The sequence below is a fragment of the Bacteroidota bacterium genome (assembly GCA_005882315.1).
GTDB lineage: Bacteria > Bacteroidota > Bacteroidia > Chitinophagales > Chitinophagaceae > VBAR01.
Window position 1 is genome coordinate 85,568 of sequence record VBAR01000006.1, and the last position, 18,899, is coordinate 104,466.

At 37.4% G+C, this 18,899-nt stretch carries 16 protein-coding genes; 12 read left to right on the forward strand and 4 right to left on the reverse strand.

Features of this window, described 5'->3' with window-relative positions; genetic code table 11:
- Position 1: 1 nt before the first annotated feature.
- A complete protein-coding gene (locus tag E6H07_18650; protein TMI61542.1) occupies positions 2–1,654 on the reverse strand; it encodes a glucose-6-phosphate isomerase in 1,653 nt (550 codons plus the stop codon).
- 17 nt (positions 1,655–1,671) lie between these two features.
- Positions 1,672–2,685 (reverse strand): aminotransferase class I/II-fold pyridoxal phosphate-dependent enzyme, encoded by a 1,014-nt coding sequence (locus tag E6H07_18655; GenBank protein ID TMI61543.1) that lies wholly within the window; start codon positions 2,683–2,685, stop codon positions 1,672–1,674.
- A 100-nt stretch (positions 2,686–2,785) separates the two neighbouring features.
- On the opposite strand from E6H07_18655, the gene E6H07_18660 reads away from it, so the two are divergent.
- The 6 genes from E6H07_18660 (at position 2,786) to E6H07_18685 (ending at position 11,413) form a co-directional block, all read left to right on the forward strand.
- Positions 2,786–3,949: a hypothetical protein gene (locus E6H07_18660; GenBank protein ID TMI61544.1), complete on the forward strand. Its 1,164-nt coding sequence runs from the start codon at positions 2,786–2,788 to the stop codon at positions 3,947–3,949.
- Positions 3,933–4,697: a response regulator transcription factor gene (locus E6H07_18665; GenBank protein TMI61545.1), complete on the forward strand. Its 765-nt coding sequence runs from the start codon at positions 3,933–3,935 to the stop codon at positions 4,695–4,697. The genes E6H07_18660 and E6H07_18665 overlap by 17 nt, the downstream gene beginning before the upstream one ends.
- Positions 4,698–4,938: 241 nt before the next feature.
- Positions 4,939–7,392, forward strand: coding sequence for a TonB-dependent receptor (locus tag E6H07_18670; GenBank protein TMI61546.1), 2,454 nt, complete (start codon positions 4,939–4,941; stop codon positions 7,390–7,392).
- A 295-nt stretch (positions 7,393–7,687) separates the two neighbouring features.
- Positions 7,688–10,156, forward strand: coding sequence for a TonB-dependent receptor (locus E6H07_18675; GenBank protein TMI61547.1), 2,469 nt, complete (start codon positions 7,688–7,690; stop codon positions 10,154–10,156).
- A 100-nt stretch (positions 10,157–10,256) separates the two neighbouring features.
- Positions 10,257–10,748, forward strand: coding sequence for a YajQ family cyclic di-GMP-binding protein (locus E6H07_18680; protein TMI61548.1), 492 nt, complete (start codon positions 10,257–10,259; stop codon positions 10,746–10,748).
- 413 nt (positions 10,749–11,161) lie between these two features.
- Positions 11,162–11,413 carry a type B 50S ribosomal protein L31 gene (locus tag E6H07_18685; GenBank protein TMI61549.1) on the forward strand — a complete coding sequence of 84 codons (252 nt, stop codon included), beginning with the start codon at positions 11,162–11,164 and terminating at the stop codon, positions 11,411–11,413.
- Positions 11,414–11,522: 109 nt separating this feature from the next.
- On the opposite strand, the gene E6H07_18690 is transcribed toward E6H07_18685, so the two are convergent.
- A complete protein-coding gene (locus E6H07_18690; protein ID TMI61550.1) occupies positions 11,523–12,221 on the reverse strand; it encodes a hypothetical protein in 699 nt (232 codons plus the stop codon).
- 298 nt (positions 12,222–12,519) lie between these two features.
- Between E6H07_18690 and E6H07_18695 the strand changes: the two genes are divergently transcribed.
- The 3 genes from E6H07_18695 to E6H07_18705 all read left to right on the forward strand — a co-directional run bounded on the left by E6H07_18695 (position 12,520) and on the right by E6H07_18705 (position 14,955).
- Complete coding sequence (locus E6H07_18695) at positions 12,520–13,698, forward strand: glucose-1-phosphate thymidylyltransferase (protein TMI61551.1); 1,179 nt, start codon at positions 12,520–12,522, stop codon at positions 13,696–13,698.
- 45 nt (positions 13,699–13,743) lie between these two features.
- Positions 13,744–14,508 (forward strand): triose-phosphate isomerase, encoded by a 765-nt coding sequence (locus E6H07_18700; GenBank protein ID TMI61552.1) that lies wholly within the window; start codon positions 13,744–13,746, stop codon positions 14,506–14,508.
- 66 nt (positions 14,509–14,574) lie between these two features.
- Positions 14,575–14,955 (forward strand): hypothetical protein, encoded by a 381-nt coding sequence (locus tag E6H07_18705; GenBank protein TMI61553.1) that lies wholly within the window; start codon positions 14,575–14,577, stop codon positions 14,953–14,955.
- On the opposite strand, the gene E6H07_18710 is transcribed toward E6H07_18705, so the two are convergent.
- Complete coding sequence (locus E6H07_18710) at positions 14,926–15,906, reverse strand: Inward rectifier potassium channel Irk (protein TMI61554.1); 981 nt, start codon at positions 15,904–15,906, stop codon at positions 14,926–14,928. The genes E6H07_18705 and E6H07_18710 overlap by 30 nt on opposite strands.
- 162 nt (positions 15,907–16,068) lie before the next feature.
- On the opposite strand from E6H07_18710, the gene cysC reads away from it, so the two are divergent.
- The 3 genes from cysC to E6H07_18725 are packed head-to-tail and all read left to right on the forward strand — an operon-like array spanning position 16,069 to position 18,878.
- The gene (gene cysC, locus E6H07_18715; protein TMI61555.1) at positions 16,069–16,593 is read left to right on the forward strand and encodes an adenylyl-sulfate kinase; all 525 of its coding nucleotides are present in this window, start codon (positions 16,069–16,071) and stop codon (positions 16,591–16,593) included.
- Positions 16,594–16,619: 26 nt separating this feature from the next.
- A complete protein-coding gene (locus E6H07_18720) occupies positions 16,620–17,975 on the forward strand; it encodes a hypothetical protein (GenBank protein TMI61556.1) in 1,356 nt (451 codons plus the stop codon).
- A 12-nt stretch (positions 17,976–17,987) separates the two neighbouring features.
- Positions 17,988–18,878 carry a sulfotransferase domain-containing protein gene (locus E6H07_18725; GenBank protein TMI61557.1) on the forward strand — a complete coding sequence of 297 codons (891 nt, stop codon included), beginning with the start codon at positions 17,988–17,990 and terminating at the stop codon, positions 18,876–18,878.
- Positions 18,879–18,899: the final 21 nt, after the last annotated feature.

Below are 18,899 nucleotides of genomic sequence, written 5' to 3' on the forward strand. Positions count from 1 at the left end.
TCTATTTCCTCATTTTCTTATACGCATTAATCAGCCCGTTCGTCGAAGCGTCATGATTGCTTACAGGCTCTTTGCTCTTTAGTTCAGGTAGAATTTTATTTGCTAATTGTTTACCGAGTTCAACTCCCCATTGGTCAAAGCTGTAAACATTCCAGATAATACCCTGTACAAAAATTTTATGTTCGTACATCGCAATCAACTGTCCCAGATTGAAAGGAGTGATCTTCTTGATCAAAAATGAATTGGTTGGTTTATTGCCTGCAAAAACTTTAAAGGGCAATAGCTTTGAAATTTCTTCAGTCGTTAATCCTGCTTTCTTTAATTCTGCTTCAGCTTCCTGTTCTGTTTTCCCGTTCATCAATGCTTCTGTTTGTGCAAAAAAGTTACTCAGCAGTTTTGGATGATGATCACCTATCGGGTTATGTGATTGTGCCGGAGCAATAAAATCGCAGGGGATCATTGGTGTGCCCTGGTGTATGAGTTGGTAAAATGCATGTTGACCATTTGTACCCGGTTCACCCCAAATGATAGGCCCCGTTGCATATTCAACTGCTTCTCCATTTCTGTCAACAGATTTACCATTACTTTCCATATTGCCCTGCTGGAAATAAGCAGCAAAGCGATACATGTATTGATCGTAAGGTAAAATAGCTTCGCTTTGAGCACCGAAAAAATTAGTGTACCATAAACCGATCAACGCCATTAGCACCGGAATGTTTTTTTCGAATGATTCATTACGGAAATCCGTATCAGTTGCGTTAGCTCCTTTTAATAATTGTTCAAAATTGTTATAGCCGATAGTTAAAGCAATAGATAAGCCGATTGCACTCCAGATTGAATAGCGGCCGCCTACCCAATCCCAGAAAGGAAACATATTGGCTTTATCAATTCCAAACTTCACCACTTCGGTTTCGTTTGTGCTTAATGCGACAAAATGTTTGGCAACATGTTTTTCTTTTTTTGCCTGTTGAAGAAACCATTCTCTTGCCGTATGGGCATTCGTCATGGTTTCCTGCGTTGTAAAAGTTTTGGAGGCGATAAGGAATAAAGTTTTTTCTGCATCAACCTTTTTTAATGTCTCCGCTATATGTGTTCCATCCACATTACTTACAAAGAAGGTTTCAATTCCTTTTACAGTATAAGGTTTCAACGCTTCAGTAACCATCAATGGTCCCAGGTCGCTTCCGCCAATCCCGATATTGACTATATATTTTATTTTTTTCCCGGTAAACCCTTTCCATTTGCCCGCATGCACCGTATCGCAAAATGTTTTCATTTGACGTAACACTTTTTTTATATCAGGCATTACATCTTTCCCTTCACTATAAACAGGTTGTTTGGAAAAATTTCTTAATGCTATATGCAACACTGAACGGTTTTCTGTTGTATTGATCTTATCGCCATTGAACATAGCTTCTATCGCAGCTTTCAGTTTGCATTCATCCGCCAGTTGTAATAAAAGCTGAATTGTTTTCCCTGCAATTATATTTTTTGAGTAGTCAAATAAAATATCCTTTGAGCTCAAAGTGAATTTTTCAAAGCGGTTAGTGTCATTGACAAATAATTCACGCAGATGCAGCTGTTTCATTTCAGCAGCATGAGCTTCCAATGCTTTCCAGGCTTCGGTTGTTGAGGGATTTATTTTTGGGAGCATAGTTGTTAATATTTTAATTACAACGATTGAAATGTATCTATTGTTTTTGAAACCATCTGTTCAGTAATGTCAAGATGCAGCACAAGTCTTATCCTGTTAGGCGCTATTGCATAGCATAAAATATTTTTTTCAGCAAGCTTACTCACCATCGTGGGAGCAGTATTATCATGTAATTCAAATATGATAATATTCGTTTCAACAGGCAACAATTGTTTTACAAAATCCTTCTTTGCGATCGCATCTGCTATCTGTTTTGCATTTAAGTGATCTTCCGCCAGCCTTTCAATATTATTTTGCAATGCATATATGCCGGCTGCTGCTAAAAAACCACCCTGTCTCATTCCGCCACCAAAAACTTTTCGTACACGTCTTGCTTTTTTTATCAGATCTTTTTTGCCCAGCAATAAACTACCAATGGGGCAGCCTAAACTTTTACTTAAACAAATCGAGATGCTGTCAAATATTTCACCATACTGAATTGCAGTTTCTTTTTTTGTGATCATTGCATTCCACAATCTTGCTCCATCTAAATGAAGGGCAAGATTATTTTCGGCGCAAACTTGTTTTATCTTTTTTATTTCACTGAAATCATAACAGCTCCCGCCTCCACGGTTGCTGGTATTTTCCAGGCAAACTAAACTTGTCCTTGGTTTATGATTATCGTCCGGGTTGATCGAAGTTTTTACCTGTTCTGCAGTTATTCTTCCCCGGTCACCATATAACAACTTTACAGATGCACCCGAATTAAATGCGATACCACCACCTTCATATTGGTAAACATGTGCTGATTCATCACAAATCACTTCATCCCCGGGTTGAGTATGGCATTTAATACCAATCTGGTTTGTCATTGTCCCCGAGGGACAAAACAGCGCTGCTTCCATTCCGAACATTTTTGCAGCCATTGTTTCCAGCTCATTTATCGATGTATCCTCTCCAAATACATCATCACCAACCGGTGCTTTCATCATGGCTTCCAGCATTCCGGGTGAAGGTTTTGTGACAGTATCCGATCTGAAATCAATTATCATCCTTAATTTTTATCCGCAATATACTTCGTTCACACCTGAAATTTGTTAGTTTACGAAGGCAAACCTGACCAACGGCACTTTAATTTTAATTTGCAGGCTTATGGAATTTAAGTTTCATCATTTATTAATAATGATCATTTTTTGCCTGCTTTTATTGGTTGCAAGCCTTTATTTGCTGGCTAACATTAATCGGTTATTCAAACGATTTATTAAAAATGAGCTAATCAGGAAAAACCTGGTAGTCTGGCTGGTTGCGATCTGTATCATCCTGGCTATTTCCCCTACCTCGCCGGAGTTTTCAAGAATGGCGACCGCTGGAAAAGTATTACACTATTATTTAATTCAGACACTTGCAGTAACAGGGATGGTTCTGTTCGTTTTCAATGTTACATGGTTCATCAGTGATTTAAATTGGGTAAAGACAGCTTCCTTTCGAAAAAAGATGGCTACAATATTAATTACGGTAATTGTTTGTACCATTATTTCTGGCATCCCCGTAAATTATTTTGCGAATGGCAGCAAATTCGTCAAACTTGAATTTACCCTCTTATTTAATTTATACACCGGGTGTATTGCTGGATTTATATATGTAACGATGAGTTATGTAAACCTGGAAAGGCAACGAAAGCTGGATGAAAAAGAATTGGAACTTTCAAAATTGCATGCATTAAAAACAAAAGCTGAACTGGATGCACTGCATTCAAAGATCAACCCGCATTTTTTATATAATGCTCTTAACTCAATAGCTGATTTATCTATTACCGATGGAAAGAAAGCAAGAAAGATGACGATTGCTTTGGCAGATTTATTTCGCTACAGTATCAATTACAGTAATCACAATTACACTACAATAAGAGATGAGGTGGAGATGGCAGAAGTGTATATGCAAATTGAAAAAGTAAGATTTGAAGACCAGTTGACGTATTCTGTAAATGTAGATCCGGAACTGAATCATTTTATGGTTCCCCGGTTTGTACTGCAACCGATCGTTGAGAATGCAGTAAAGCATGGACTAAAGGCAACAGGTAGAATGACGGAGATAAAAATTGAAGTAATACGTGATGAGGATGGTATGCTGATGATAGTAAAAGATAACGGGCCAGCTTTTTCGGATGAACTCAGCCCGGGTTATGGAGTAAAAAGTATTTACGATAAACTTGATCTGTTATTTCCTGGCAATTATGAAATTCATTTCAGTAATCAGCCGCAAAAGCAGGTTACTATTCATATACATAAACTGATGAAAGATGAACCCACAGTATAAAGCCATTGTGATAGATGATGAGCCGGCTGCAAGACGATTGATGAAAAGTCTGCTTGCAGAATATAAAGATGTGGTGGAAGTAATAGATGAGGCCGGTAATGGGGGAGAGGCATTGGAAAAAATTGAACGATTAAAACCTGATCTGATCTTTTTAGATATACAAATGCCCGACTTTACAGGGTTTGAAGTGATTGAGAAATTAATTCATAAACCCAATATCATTTTTACAACGGCGTATGAACAATATGCGATCAAAGCATTTGAAACATTTTCTATTGACTATTTATTAAAGCCGATCAAAGAAGAAAGACTGGAGCAAAGTATTTTTAAACTCAAGCAATTTGGAAAAGTAAACTCACAGATAGATGTACCTGGCTTGCAGGAGATAATTAGTCAATTAAAGGCCCCTCAAAAAGCAACTGCCCTGCCAATTAAGACCGGGGATCGGATCATTCTGATCAGGTTTGAGAATATTAGTTATCTGGAAGCCCAGGATAAGTATGTTTTTGTCTTTACAACAGATGGCCAAAAGCATCTGACAGACCAGACTTTGAGCATTCTGGAGGAAAAACTTCCAGCCGGGTTTTACCGGATACAGAAATCATACATTATTAATAAGGAGAAGATCCGGGAGATGCACAAGCATTTTAATGGCCGTTTCCTTTTTGTAATGGATGATAAATCAGGCACTCGCCTAACCTCAGGTAGAACCTATTATGATCATATAAAGGTTGAGTTTGGCATTTAACTCATTCATCCTCAGGGCTGGTTATTAAAACCAGTCATCTCCTGATTTTTACCTTTTATACCAGAATCGGATTTTATTGTAACCCACATAAAGGTTCTGCGTCCCATTTACCATAACAACAAGCGGCCACACATCATTGAAAATGGCCGCTCATTATAAAACACTGTACTTGGCAATAACAAGTACTTATATTTGAACTGTAATTGATTAAAGCAAGTAATTAACTATAAAACCTACACAAATGAGAAAGATTCTGACTCTACTGACAGTCGCACTAACCTTATCCATCGTCAGTTTGGCTCAATTGAAAAATGGACGAATAGCTGGAAAAGTAATTGACGGCAACACTAAAACCATTGAGTCCGCCACCATTACTTTAATAAAAGCAAAAGATTCTTCTGTTGCAAAAATTTCTGTTGCTAACAAAGAAGGAAATTTTGTTTTTGAAAATGTAGCTGAAGGAAGTTATATGGTTTCAATTACTGCTGTTGGTCATGCAAAAGGTTTCTCAGAAAAATTTGAGATCAATTCTGCTAATTCATCTGTTACATTAAAAACAATTGAATTGATTCCTGTTTCAAAGGAACTAAGCGGCGTTTCAGTAGCTGCCAAAAAACCTTTGATAGAGCAAAAGATTGATAGAACGATCGTGAATGTAGAAGCTTCAGCATCTAACGTAGGTACATCTGCATTAGAAGTATTGGAAAAATCTCCTGGTATTTCTGTTGATAAAGATGGCAACATCAGCCTGAAAGGAAAACAAGGGGTGCAGGTTTATATTGATGGCCGTCCTTCTTATTTATCAGGTACTGATTTGGCAAATTATCTGCGCAGCATTGGTAGTAATCAACTTGATCAGATCGAGATCATGACCAATCCTCCGGCAAAATATGATGCAGCAGGTAATAGTGGTATTATTAATATCAAAACCAAAAAGACCAAGCAATTAGGTTATTCAGGCAGTTTCTCTTCTACATGGAGTCAGGGCCGTTATCCGAAAGTGAATGAATCTTTCATGTTCAACTATAGGAAAAATAAAGTAAACCTGTTTACAAACTTGGGATATACTAACCGGAAGAATTTCCAGGACCTCGATATTCAAAGAAAATTTATTGATGCATCTACTGATGAAGTTCGTTCTCTCTTTGAACAGGAATCAAGAATAAAAGAACATTCTCAGTCCCTCAATACAAAGCTAGGAATGGATTATTTTGTAAATAAGAAAACTACGCTGGGCGTTGTACTTACGGGATTTTATAACCCCGGTACGTTCAGTAACAACAGTGATGTATTGATCTATGATGCTAACAAGGTGTTGCAAAGCCAGACATTAGCAAGTACTTCAAATGATAAGAAATGGAAAAACTTCAGTGGTAATTTTAATTTCCGTCATGTCTTTGATTCTACAGGTAAAGAATTAACAGCAGACCTTGATTATATCAATTATAAGAGTGAAAATGCACAGTATCTGATCAATGCTTATTATGATACACATGGTGATCCTATTGCCAAAGCAGATACATTGTTGGGTAGCTTACCGCAGAATATAAATATCCTCACGGCTAAGATGGATTATTTACATCCGATGAAGAAAGGTGCAAAGTTTGAAGCAGGTGTTAAAACCAGTTTTGTAAAAACAGATAACAATGCAATCTATGACAGCCTGAACTACGGCATTAAAGTCCCTGATATCGGGAGAAGTAATCATTTTATTTATGAGGAGAATGTGAATGCTGCGTATGTGAATTTTTCAAAACCACTCAGCAAAAAATTAACCGGGCAGTTTGGTTTGAGATTAGAAAATACAATTGCAAAAGGAAACCTCATAACAACTGGCGAGAAATTCAACCGGAACTATACACAGCTTTTCCCTACTGCTTACTTCCAATACGTAGTAAATAAAAACAACAATCTTGGATTAAATTATGGCCGTCGTATCAATCGTCCAAATTATCAAGATCTGAATCCATTTATTATGTTCCTTGATAAATACACATTTGAACAGGGTAATCCGAACTTGCAACCACAGTTTTCACACAATGTAGAGTTGAGTCATACATACAAATCATTTTTAACAACAACATTGAACTATACACGTACTACCGACATCATCAATGAAGTATTGGAGCAGAATACAGACGAGAATGAAACTTTTATAAAGAAAGCAAATATTGCAAAGCAACGACAGTATGGAATAGCTGTAAGTGCAAATGGCCAGGTTACAAAATGGTGGAGCGGAAATCTATATGTAAATGTTTTCAACAACAAGTTTGAAGGAATTGTAAATGGTGATTCTGTTGAGATCGGCGCTACAACAGCAATGGCGAATATCAACAACCAGTTTAAGTTCAGCAAAACATGGGGCGGTGAGTTGAGCGGTTTCTTCAGAACACCGGGTGTGGATGGTGTTTTTAAAATCCAATCAATGGGTATGCTGAATGTCGGAGTAACCAAGCAGATCATAAAAGGAAAAGGCACACTCAGACTTGTAGTTCGTGATGTATTGTATTCGCAAAAAGCAAAAGGTACTATCAAGTACAGTAATATCGATGCATCATTCCAGCAGAAACGTGACTCAAGACAAGTTGCATTAGGATTCACTTATCGTTTCAGCAAAGGAAAAGTTGGCGGAGCAAAAAGAAGAACCAGTGGTGCAAGCGATGAACAGAACCGTGTGAAGGTAGGAGGTGAGTAATTCTATAATTTAAAATTTATTACATAGCCATAAAACAATCTTGTGAAGTCTGTCAGTAGTAGTTTGGAATTTTCAAGAGAGCAAAGCCCGTTTTTATAAAACGGGCTTTTGCTTTTAACAATTTTTCACATTCAGTTTAGATTATATAGGATTCTTACCGCTTGTGTATAGGAACATGCTATTTACCCTTCAACACAATATCTACGAAACTTGTCATATTTCTTTTCGTTCAATCAGTTATTCATAGCAATTTTATACAGTAGCCAATTTTATTATTTAAAGTATAGCCAATTGTATGCGTAAACCAACTGTCCTCCTTGCAGGATTATTATTCTGCACACTTGTATTTGCCCAGAATAAGATTGGAAAAATTTCCGGGCTTGTCACTGACGATTCCCAAAAACCTTTACAATCAGTTTCCGTGTCATTGCTTCGGGCAAAGGATTCAGTATTGGTGAAAATTGCTGTTACTGATAAAGAAGGGAAATATGAATTCGAAAATATCAGTGATGGAAAATTCCTGCTTTCTGTATCGTCAATTGGATTTACGAAAACAATTGGTTCATCAATTGAAATTTCATCTAGCCATTCTTCAATAAAGGCTGAAACCATTAAACTCGTAGCAGAGGCAAAAGGAATGGATGCAGTGACGGTTGTTGCCAAAAAACCATTCATTGAAACCAAGATTGATAAAACAGTGGTCAATGTAGACGCATCACCGACCAGCGCCGGTGCTTCAGCGTTGGAAATATTGGAAAAATCGCCAGGCATTACAGTAGATAATGATGGTAACATCAATTTGCGGGGTAAGCAGGGTGTAATTGTAATGATGGATGGTAAGCAAACTTTTTTATCGCCCCTTGACCTTGCCAACCTGCTGCGAAATACACCGGCTTCGGCGCTTGACCAAATAGAAATAATGACCAATCCTTCTTCAAAGTATGATGCAGCCGGTAATTCAGGTATTATAAATATCAAAACAAAGAAGGGAAAGAATAATGGCTTTAACGGTAGTGTAATGGTGGGAGCAACGGCAAGTTTTCATAAGCCAGAGAAGTCCCTGTATGTTTTCCCTAAGTCGCAGAACAGTTTCAATTTTAACTGGAGAAAGAATAAGATCAATCTCTTTGGAAATTATAATCCCAACTACTTCCGTGGGCAAAATTACCTGACGCTTGACAGTAAGTTTTTGGATGAGAACGGAAATGTAACGGGTTATAACTTTACTGAGACCAAGTTTAAATTTGGAAACGCTAATCATACTGTAAAACTTGGGCTTGATTGGGATATTACTAAAAAAGATATTGTGGGTATAGTAGTAAGCGGGTTTACATTCAAAGGCCACCCGACACCGGTTTCAGTAGCCGACCTGGTAGATGAAAATGGGGTGTTGGAGAGCAAGATGATTACAAATATTGATAATGACTTGAAGTTTAAGAATGCTACACTTAACCTCAACTGGAAACACACATTTGATTCAACAGGCAGAGAGCTTACGGCTGACTTTGATTATGTGACTTACAGGAATGTTTCCGATATGCTTCTGACAACTGATTATTATAATAACAACATAGAAAAAGTTGGTGGATCCTTTTTAAGAGGTCATTTACCTGCTGAGATCGATATCTATACTTTTAAAAGTGATTATACACATCCTTTGAAAAAAGGAAAGATAGAAGCTGGAATAAAAACAAGTTTCGTTAAAAATGATAACCTTGTTAATTATGAAAGAATGGTTGGTGGCAACTGGGAAACAGATGTAATACGATCCAATCATTTTATCTATGATGAAAATATCAATGCTGCTTATGTGAATTACAGCCGTGAATTAAAAAAGTGGACGATACAGGCTGGCTTGCGGCTGGAAAATACAGTTGCTAATGGTAATCAGGTAGTGACCAATCAAAAGTTCAGAAGGGACACTACCAATTTATTTCCCACTGCATTTGTAAGCTATAAAATAAATGCTAAGAACTCAATGACCGTAGCTTATGGCCGGCGTATAATGAGACCCAATTACCAGGATCTTAACCCTTTTACTTATTTCCTGGATACACTTTCTTACAGGCAGGGGAATATATATTTGCGTCCGCAATACACTCATAACATTGACCTTACTCATAGCTTTAATGGCAAATTTATTACAACCCTAAACTTTAATACAACAGATGATATCATTTCTCAAATAGTGAAACAAGAGCCGAATAGCAAAATAAGATTCCTTACAGTTGATAATGTAGCCAGCTTCAGGAACATAGGAATTTCTATCACCGCACCAATTACTGTTGCTAAATGGTGGAATGCAAATGTCTTTACGAATGTGTACAATAATCGTTACAAAGGAGTGTATGACACATTCGATATAGATATGTCATATACCACATTTACTATAAATATTACGAACAGCTATACTTTTAAAAAAGGATGGACCGGCGAGATTAGTGGATTTTACAGACATAAAGCATTAAATGGTCTTACAAAAATGGAGGCAGTATATCAAATGAGCCTGGGTGTGCAAAAGCAAATAATGAAAGGCAAGGGTACATTACGTTTAAATGTTCGTGATCCCTTTGCATGGCAGGTATTTGAAGGAAGAAATGAGTATGGGTTAATAAGCGGAGGCTTCCGTGCCCGGCCGGATGTGCGCCAGGTTTCTACCAGCTTCACATGGCGCTTTGGTAAAAATGGCCAGCAAAACCAAACCCGGCGCCGCAATGCAAGTTCGCAGGATGAACAGAACAGGGTAGGGCAGGGCGGACAATAAAATAGTTCAGAGTTTTCTCATGTGTATACCGGCCTTTCTATTCATAGAAGGGCCTTTTTCTTTTAAACAATCTTACATTTGACCGACTAAATTTTTTTGTATGCCTTCATTTGATATTACTTCAAAAGTAGATGCGCAAGCATTGGACAATGCTGTGAATGTAACCTTGAAAGAACTTACTAATAGGTTTGACTTTAAAGGAACCCATGTGGCGATGGATTTAAATAAGAAAGATTTTAAGATCAGTCTCGAAACAGAAGATGACATGAAGATGCGCCAGCTTTGTGATGTGCTGATGAACCGTGCCCATAAACAAGGTATCGATCCGATGGCTTTTGATTTTTCAAAAGAAGGCTTTCAAAGTGGTAAGATTTGGAAAAAGGAAGTAACAGTGAGAAACGGGTTGCCACAGGAAGATGCAAAGAAGATAGTGAAGCTGGTAAAAGACTCAGGATTGAAGGTACAGGCATCCATAAATGATGACCTGGTAAGGATCCAGGGTAAAAAAATCGACGACTTACAGGCCGTGATCCAACTATGCAAAACAGCCAATCTCCAATTTCCTTTACAATATGTAAATATGAGAGATTGATACGTGGATAACCCAGTTGTTTTATGCTTTTTATGTGTAAAAAAAAGTGGAAAAGGAGTGCTAAACAACAAGGTGAAAAATTTGGAAACCGCTATCTCCTAATGCTATATTCGTTTTACAACTGCACGGAGTTTTGGAAACAAAATGAAGTGTATGGAGAAACAGAAATCCGCAAGGAAAGAAGTTACTCCTGAGATACGGAAGCCCCTCAAAAGGTGAAAGTAACTCACGAAAGCGTCGGGTAAACGGAAAGAAGGCGAAAGCTGGAAAGAAGTTCACTTGGCGCTTTTAGTTTTTATCCCCTTTTTCTTTCAATTTTCATTTGGCACTCCGGCTATCCGGCTTTATCTTTGCCGGCCTAATTATTTAACAACAGTACGGTCGCAATCGTACACCTTAAAAATCAAAGATTTATGAAACAGGATATTCATCCAAAAGCCTACCGTTTAGTGGTTTTTAAAGATATGAGTAACAGTCACAGCTTTCTGAGCCGGTCTACTGCTGCTTCAAAAGAAACAGTAAAGTGGGAAGATGGTAATGAATACCCGCTGGTAAAATTGGAGATTTCCAATACATCACACCCGTTTTTTACTGGCAAAAATATGCTGGTTGATACGGCAGGTCGTATCGACAAATTCAAAAAGAAATACGCAAAGAAAGATTAATACAGTTTTTAAACCGGCAGAACACTGGTTAAACGATTTGTTTTTCATGGCTATACTTTAAACCTCTTGGTTCTCCGGGGGGTTATTTTTTTATATAGCATGTTATGAACTATTCCTTATTTAGCTCAATGAAGAGGGCAATCATTTGATCAGTTGTTTTCAAATCCCAATTATTCTTACGGCACAATTCATCAATGCGATCAGACTCAGCATTAAACTTTTTTTGTAAGAATGATTTGTTGGGTTTCACCAGTATTAGTTGCTTCTTCTTTACATCGAATACATACCACATATCCTGCATCACATATTTTCTTTTCGGGGGCCCATTGTACACGTAATCTTCTCTTATCAATCGTTTCAGGTATTTAAGTAAATGAAAGGAATTGCCCTCTACAAAGACCTGGTAGAATGTTGCCGAATTCTGCGAGGCTTCTTCCGGATAGCCATTTTTAAAGTATGCAGTTTTTAATGCATCATCTTCATAATAATTGAATAGGAAGAAAGTTACCTCTTCAAGAAACTCCATGGCCATGGTATCCCGTCGAAAATAAACCTTGTTATTTATGATGTCAAACTTTAGTGGCAGGCTGTCAGCTCTTTTTCCTTTTTTAAAAACAACAGTTCCTTTGTTCCAGTCATCACTTAAGAAAGGAGAGCCTTCTATATCGTCCGGCTTTATGACGGGTAATACAGCTCCGTAAATGTTATCATAAACACCAACTGTTCTGCCGCCGGAAGTGATTACAGAAGTCTGGGCTTTTGTTATTGAAGCAATAACCAATGAGAACAGTAATAGTCTGTACTTCATAACGGTTTGTTTTATTAAAATTACTTCTTTTATAGTTCTTAATCAGACTATAGACAGGTAAATTGATGACCGGTTTATAAACAAATTCGGTTTGAAAAAAATAATTCCTTAGCTTAGTCCTGACTCTTCGTTAAACTGTCTTCGGACAGGCTTCGCAAAGAGTTTGTTTTTCATGGCTATACTTTTAAACCCCCTGATTCTTCAGGGGGTTTGTTTTTATAATTCTCAGTTTGAAAATTGTTTACCACCTCTGTGCCCTCCCGTATTTCTTTCCTTATTTTTGAGCTATCACACTCCCATGAACAAAATCATTTTCACAGAAGAATTCTGCCAACCGGAAAACCTCTACCCGTTTACATTGACGCGGCAGATACAGGACATACGTGTCGGTATTCTTACTATTAGAGAAAAATGGGAACGAATGTTGGGTATGTCTTCATATGACCGAAAGGAAGATGACTATAAAGATCTCGACCGGAGCATTCATCTTTCTGACATAGCAGATGATGATACCTGTTTTATGATTCATGGCAATGTTTTGCCAACCCCACAACTAATTCGTACGATCAAACAGCTGAAGAATGGTGAATTTATTTCAGCGAAAGGAACTACTGGCATTGTTTTCAGGTTTACAAAAAAAGAAATAACAGGAAAGCATAAAGTGAAAGTGACGAAGTCAGTTGATTTTGATGGTGAAGTAAAAACGATCCATTATCCATGGGATATTTTTCATTTGAATGATTGGGCAATACGCCACGATTTTTTATTACTAAAGGGAAAAAGAAAATCACAACGCATTTCCAAAACAAATAAAGTAAGCAGTCCTTTACAGGTTTTTATTGAAAAAGGCGCAAAGGTTGAGCATGCTATTATCAATGCATCCACTGGTCCTGTATATATCGGTGCCGGTGCAGAAGTAATGGATGGCTGTTTGATCCGAGGGCCATTTGCATTGGGAGAAAATGCCTGCTTGAAAATGGGTTCTAAAATTTATGGAGCTGTTTCTCTAGGGCCATCTTCAGTATGCGGTGGTGAAATAAAGAACTCAGTAGTATTTGGATTTAGTAACAAAGCCCATGATGGTTATTTAGGTGATTCAATAATAGGTGAGTGGTGTAATTTGGGGGCCGGCACTACAAATTCAAATATGAAGAATAATGCCAGCGATGTAAGAGTGTGGACGCCGAAAGGTGAGTTGAATGTGGGAAGAAAATGTGGCGTAATGATGGGTGATTACACACATACTTCAATTAATACTTCTATCAACACAGGAACGGTAATCGGTGTTTGCGCTAATGTATTTGGAGCAGGACTCACTCCCAAGTATATACCTTCTTTTGCATGGGGCAGCGATGGAGTTAATCGTTATGATTTTGAAAAAGCATTATTGGATATTGAAGATTGGAAAAAAATGAAGGGCAAAAGCCTTGAACAAAACGAAAAGAAAATCCTGAAGCATATTTTCCAGAACTTCTGAGGATAAAAAATAAACAACAATAAATAAAAGATAACAGGAAAAATTATGAGAAAGCAAATAGCAGCAGCAAACTGGAAAATGAATCTTACCTATCAGCAGGCAGAAAAATTGTTAGATCAAATACTGGATGCGGAAATTGAAATGAAACAAGATCAGCTTTCTGTTTTTGCTGTTCCTTATCCTTACCTGATAATGGCAAAAAGTGATGTAGAAGAACAAAAGAACTATGTTGTAGCTGCACAAAACTGTTATAGCAAAAAATCTGGGGCCTATACAGGTGAAGTGTCGGTTGAGATGCTGCGTTCTATTAACATTAATTACTGTGTGATTGGCCATAGCGAACGTCGTGAATATTTTGCGGAAAGCAATGCGATGCTTGCTGATAAAGTGAATTTATGCCTCGAGTATAATATTATCCCAATCTTCTGCTGTGGCGAACCTTTAGCAATTCGTGAAGCAGGTACACAAAATGAATATGTAGCTGTTCAATTAAAGGAATCCCTCTTTCATCTTCCGGCGGAAAAAATGAAAGGATTTGTTATTGCCTACGAACCCATTTGGGCTATTGGCACCGGTAAAACAGCTACAACCGAACAGGCACAGGAAATGCATGCACACCTAAGGGCAATTATTGCCGGGCAATACAATTCAGAGGTGGCTGAAAGCGTTTCAATATTATATGGCGGCAGTGTAAAGGCGGGTAATGCAAGGGAAATTTTCAGTTGCAAAGATGTGGATGGAGGATTGGTGGGTGGTGCTTCGCTCGTGGCTGCCGATTTTATTGAAATAATGAAGTCACTAAAGAAGTAAACTATTTCTGCAAACAACTTTATAGTAATTCGGAGAACAAACCAGGTACTTCTCAGTTTCCTGAAAGTGCAGGTTATTGTGGATAGTAAAGAGATATATCCTTTATATAATGACCAACCAGTGATTATTGAAGTACAGGATAATCATACAAAGATCGTTGTATCCGACGGGTTTCATTTTACAAAACCAATTGAACTGAATTATACGCAGCCGAGTTTTTATTATTTCAAAGTGGTGAGCCCGGTAAATGATCTGCAGTTGCTGGGTGGAGCTTTTATAATGATATTTTTTTACTTGTTGGGATTTATTACTGGTCTTTTACTCATCAAGCTGGTAAGTTTTATTCCGATCTTTCTTTTGCTGGCGATTTACTATTTCAACCGGAAATCTTTTATACAATTAAAGCAGGATAGCTTATCAGTTACCCGCAGCAGCCAGCACGGGTAATTCTTTTCTTTCTATATCATCCAATTCATCTATTTGAAGAATGGTTTTCTGGCTATTGCTGTCGGGGTGGTACATAATCTTGAATTTAGCACCGAAAACGATTTCAGAATTGGTATAGGAAGTTCTTGCGAGAACAGTGTTTGAATAAGCTTCATCAAAAGCCTTTACAAAAACCATCACTTCCATAAATGTATTCTTAATATCATCTGCGGACATGCCATACAAAGGACTGGTTTCATCAATAGCATGTACAATTGTCCAGCTCAATGCTAATGCATTGATCTTTGATAACTCCAGCTGAAGATTAAAGAATCGGTTAGTTAAGCTCCCATTTTCTTCCGGTTTCATTGCCAGCGAAACTTTTACTTCAGCATCGGTCAGGTAATTGTTTTTAAAAGGAACAAACCGAAACATCAGAGCCGATCCGTTTTTATAGGGAGCAATAACAGCAATACTGCTGAATTTAAGATAGGCATTGGGTCTTGAAAACCGGGCATACATCAAACCAGTGGCTAATGCAAAGGTCATCAACCCTAAGAATGCTTCGAAGGCGGCAATAAAACTGGTGAGATAACCAATCGGACTTATTCTTCCGTAACCAACCGTAGTGTAGGTCTGCAAACTAAAGAAGAATGATTCAAGAAAATTATGAAAGGCTGTTCCTTTTACAACTCCACCTAAACTTTCCACACCTATAATTGTGTATACAAGCCCGAAGAAAATATTTATAATGATATACGCAAGCATAATTAAGAAAAGAAATTTCCATCGGGACAGTGCAAGCATGCTATGAAACCAGCTGTAACGTTCAAGAATAGGAATACCCCTTTTAGCAACATTGGGATGCCCATCCCTGTTTACAAATCTGCCTCCGCTGTCATTACTGTTTACACCAAAGCCGGTATCATTAACTGCTTTTGCACGGGTGTTAAATCTTTTCAATATAGCCATCCTCAAATTTAATTTTTTTTGGCATGAAAAAGAACTCAGCTCTTTGTTCCTTTCTACTTCTTTGATTCGGGTTAAAAGCTGATAAACCTATAACTTTGCGCAGCAATAGAAAAGCAAGTACTTATTTTTGGCAATTTTTTTCGTGTATTAATATTCAGAATTATGATAATTCAGTTTTGTGGACTTTCGGGAAGCGGTAAATCAACATTGGCAGCCGGAACGAAAGCGTATTTTAAAACACGAAATGAAAATATTGAAGTAATTGATGGCGATGAATATCGTAAACATGTTTGTCCGGACCTTGGGTTTTCAAAAGAAGATAGGAACCAGAATATCCGGCGCTTTGCTTTTATTGCAGGCAGGTTTGCAGACTGTGATATCATCCCGATCATTTGCGCCATTAATCCTTATGAAGAGATACGAAAAGAGATCGCATCAACTTATCCGGATGTAAAAACGATTTATATTAAATGCAGCATTGAAGAATTGATACGCAGGGATACAAAAGGTTTATATAAAAGGGCATTATTGCCGGAAGGGCATGCAGAGAAGATCAGTAATTTGACCGGGGTAAATGATCCTTTTGAAATACCGGAGTCTCCTGATCTGATCATAGAAACAGATAAAGAAGATATCGCGGCGTCAGTGAAAAGACTGATCGAATTCATCAGCACTGTAAAAAAATAATGTTCCTCGTTTTTTCAAACTAAAATTTGATCTTGTTTAAAAAGTTTTTTACAATAAAAGCTTCACTCGTTCCGGCAGAGTCATCACCTGTTGATTTGAAGGACTATATTTTTAAAGGAACTGTATCTGTGCTGCTGCTGTATTTGCTTTCAATTGTATTTGGATTCGTACTGAATTATTTACTTATCAGGTCTGCAGGTACAGCTGACTATGGAACTTATGTGTATGCTTTAAATCTTATTACACTTATTGCGGGATTTGCAGTAATGGGCACGGATAATTTACTGGTCAAAAATCTTGCTGTCTATAAAGATCAGGCTAATAACTCCCTGTTTAAAGGCCTGTTGTTGTTTGCGATCGGTTTTACATTGCTGTTCTCGCTATTGGCAGGTCTTGTTTCTATTTTCGCTTTTGATTCTATGTCTGCTTTAAATGCTCTTAACTGGTATGATCTTGTTTTTCTTTTTTTTATAATACTACCGCTTACATCGGTGATCATTGTTTTGCAATCTTCCTTTCAGGGATTAAGCAAACCTTTTTTAAGCCAGTTTGCGGATAAATTGTTGAGACCTCTTTTGTTTATTGCCATCATAACGATATTCTTTATACTTGGCCGTTATCTTTCAGCTTCAGAATTGGTGATGATAAATAGTGGAGTGTTGTTGGTGACTGTATTGGTTTTAATTGCAGTTCATCACAAGGTTGTTCTTAAGACGCTGGCTCCAATAGGAGTTCAGCTTAAAACAATTCCATGGCTCAGGATATCTTTTTCATTTTTCTTGCTTGATGTTTTATATAATATCAACTCAAGAGTAGATATATTTCTTATTGGTCTATTAAGAAATGATCCAACAGAAGTAGCAGCCTGCAATATTGTTATAAAACTGAGCGAACTGGTTGGTATTGGACTTTTCCTGGTAAATATGTTGTTGGCGCCTTTGGTATCAAAGTATATTGTGAAAAATGAAATTTCCAAACTACAGGAGGCCGTCACTTACACGGCAAGGCTTGCTTTAGTTATCAGTCTTCCACTTTTTATTTTTATACTCATATTCGGAAATAAAGTGCTTGCTCTTTTTGATGTGGCTTCCGCTGTTTCTTTCAGATCGTTAATGATCTTATCTTTTGCCCAGCTTATTAATGTATTTATGGGATCAGTAGGCGTTATTTTATCTATGTCAGGCCACCAGCGATACTCTATTTATACGCTGGCAATTTCAATAGTGCTAAACATAGTGCTGGATATTATACTGATACCTCCGATGGGGCTTATGGGTGTTGCAATTGCTTCGGGAGCCAGTTTAATACTTTGGAATTTTCTTATTTATATGATCGTTCGCAAAAAAACTAATCTCAAAACAACCGGGTTAAAATTCATTTAAACATCCTTAATAGTGAAGCCAAATTTTTTTATAGTCGGAGCTCCCAAATGCGGTACAACTGCTATGAATGAATACTTAAAATCTCACCCCGATATTTTTATGGCTGAAAAAAAGGAGATGCATTTTTTTGGAAAGGATTTTGAAATGCGGTCAAGGATCACCGAGCAGGATTACCTCCATGAGTTTAAGAATGCTACTGAAAAGAGGATCATCGGTGAAGCATCTGTATGGTATCTGTTTTCTAAAACAGCTGCAGAAGAAATAAAAAAATTTTCTCCCGGAGCAAAAATTTTGATCATGCTCAGAAACCCGGGTGAGTTACTATATTCACTCCACAGTCAGCATTTATATGATGGTAATGAGAATATCGCGGATTTTGCCACAGCGATAAAATATGATAAAGACAGGGCTAAAGGTCTTAAAGATCCCGTGTCAGTTGATTTTATTAAACTGCCAGCTTATATTGACTCCGTGCTATTTGCTGACCAGGTAAAAAGATATTTAGATGTTTTTGGAAAGGAGAATGTGTACGTGATTTTATATGAGGATCTGGCCAGTGATACAACTGCTGTTGTAAAAAACGTTATAAAATTTCTTGGATTGTCTGCGGATATTAATATTGATGCAAGGGTAATTAATCCCAATAAGCAAATACGTAATTTTAAATTACACAGGTTATTAAAGAAGCCACCGGAGATGTTGCGTAGGATTGTGAGGGTGCTATTGCCCTCTAAGAAATTAAGAGAACGAATTATGAATCGGGCTTTTAAAAATAATATCGTAATTGAAAAAAGGCAACCGATGGATGAAAACCTGAGGAATGAATTGAAAATATTGTTATCTGATGATATTGACCGGTTGTCTGTTATTATCAACCGTGATTTATCTAAATGGAAACTATGATGATAACGAATTTAAAAAACC

What these genes read in the sequence shown, in the direction of transcription:
- E6H07_18650 (TMI61542.1), bottom strand. Translation starts at nt 1,654, where the DNA reads ATGCTCCCAAAAATAAATCCCTCAACAACCGAAGCCTGGAAAGCATTG.
- E6H07_18655 (TMI61543.1), bottom strand. Translation starts at nt 2,685, where the DNA reads ATGATAATTGATTTCAGATCGGATACTGTCACAAAACCTTCACCCGGA.
- E6H07_18660 (TMI61544.1), top strand. Translation starts at nt 2,786, where the DNA reads ATGGAATTTAAGTTTCATCATTTATTAATAATGATCATTTTTTGCCTG.
- E6H07_18665 (TMI61545.1), top strand. Translation starts at nt 3,933, where the DNA reads ATGAACCCACAGTATAAAGCCATTGTGATAGATGATGAGCCGGCTGCA.
- E6H07_18670 (TMI61546.1), top strand. Translation starts at nt 4,939, where the DNA reads ATGAGAAAGATTCTGACTCTACTGACAGTCGCACTAACCTTATCCATC.
- E6H07_18675 (TMI61547.1), top strand. Translation starts at nt 7,688, where the DNA reads ATGCGTAAACCAACTGTCCTCCTTGCAGGATTATTATTCTGCACACTT.
- E6H07_18680 (TMI61548.1), top strand. Translation starts at nt 10,257, where the DNA reads ATGCCTTCATTTGATATTACTTCAAAAGTAGATGCGCAAGCATTGGAC.
- E6H07_18685 (TMI61549.1), top strand. Translation starts at nt 11,162, where the DNA reads ATGAAACAGGATATTCATCCAAAAGCCTACCGTTTAGTGGTTTTTAAA.
- E6H07_18690 (TMI61550.1), bottom strand. Translation starts at nt 12,221, where the DNA reads ATGAAGTACAGACTATTACTGTTCTCATTGGTTATTGCTTCAATAACA.
- E6H07_18695 (TMI61551.1), top strand. Translation starts at nt 12,520, where the DNA reads ATGAACAAAATCATTTTCACAGAAGAATTCTGCCAACCGGAAAACCTC.
- E6H07_18700 (TMI61552.1), top strand. Translation starts at nt 13,744, where the DNA reads ATGAGAAAGCAAATAGCAGCAGCAAACTGGAAAATGAATCTTACCTAT.
- E6H07_18710 (TMI61554.1), bottom strand. Translation starts at nt 15,906, where the DNA reads ATGGCTATATTGAAAAGATTTAACACCCGTGCAAAAGCAGTTAATGAT.
- cysC (TMI61555.1), top strand. Translation starts at nt 16,069, where the DNA reads ATGATAATTCAGTTTTGTGGACTTTCGGGAAGCGGTAAATCAACATTG.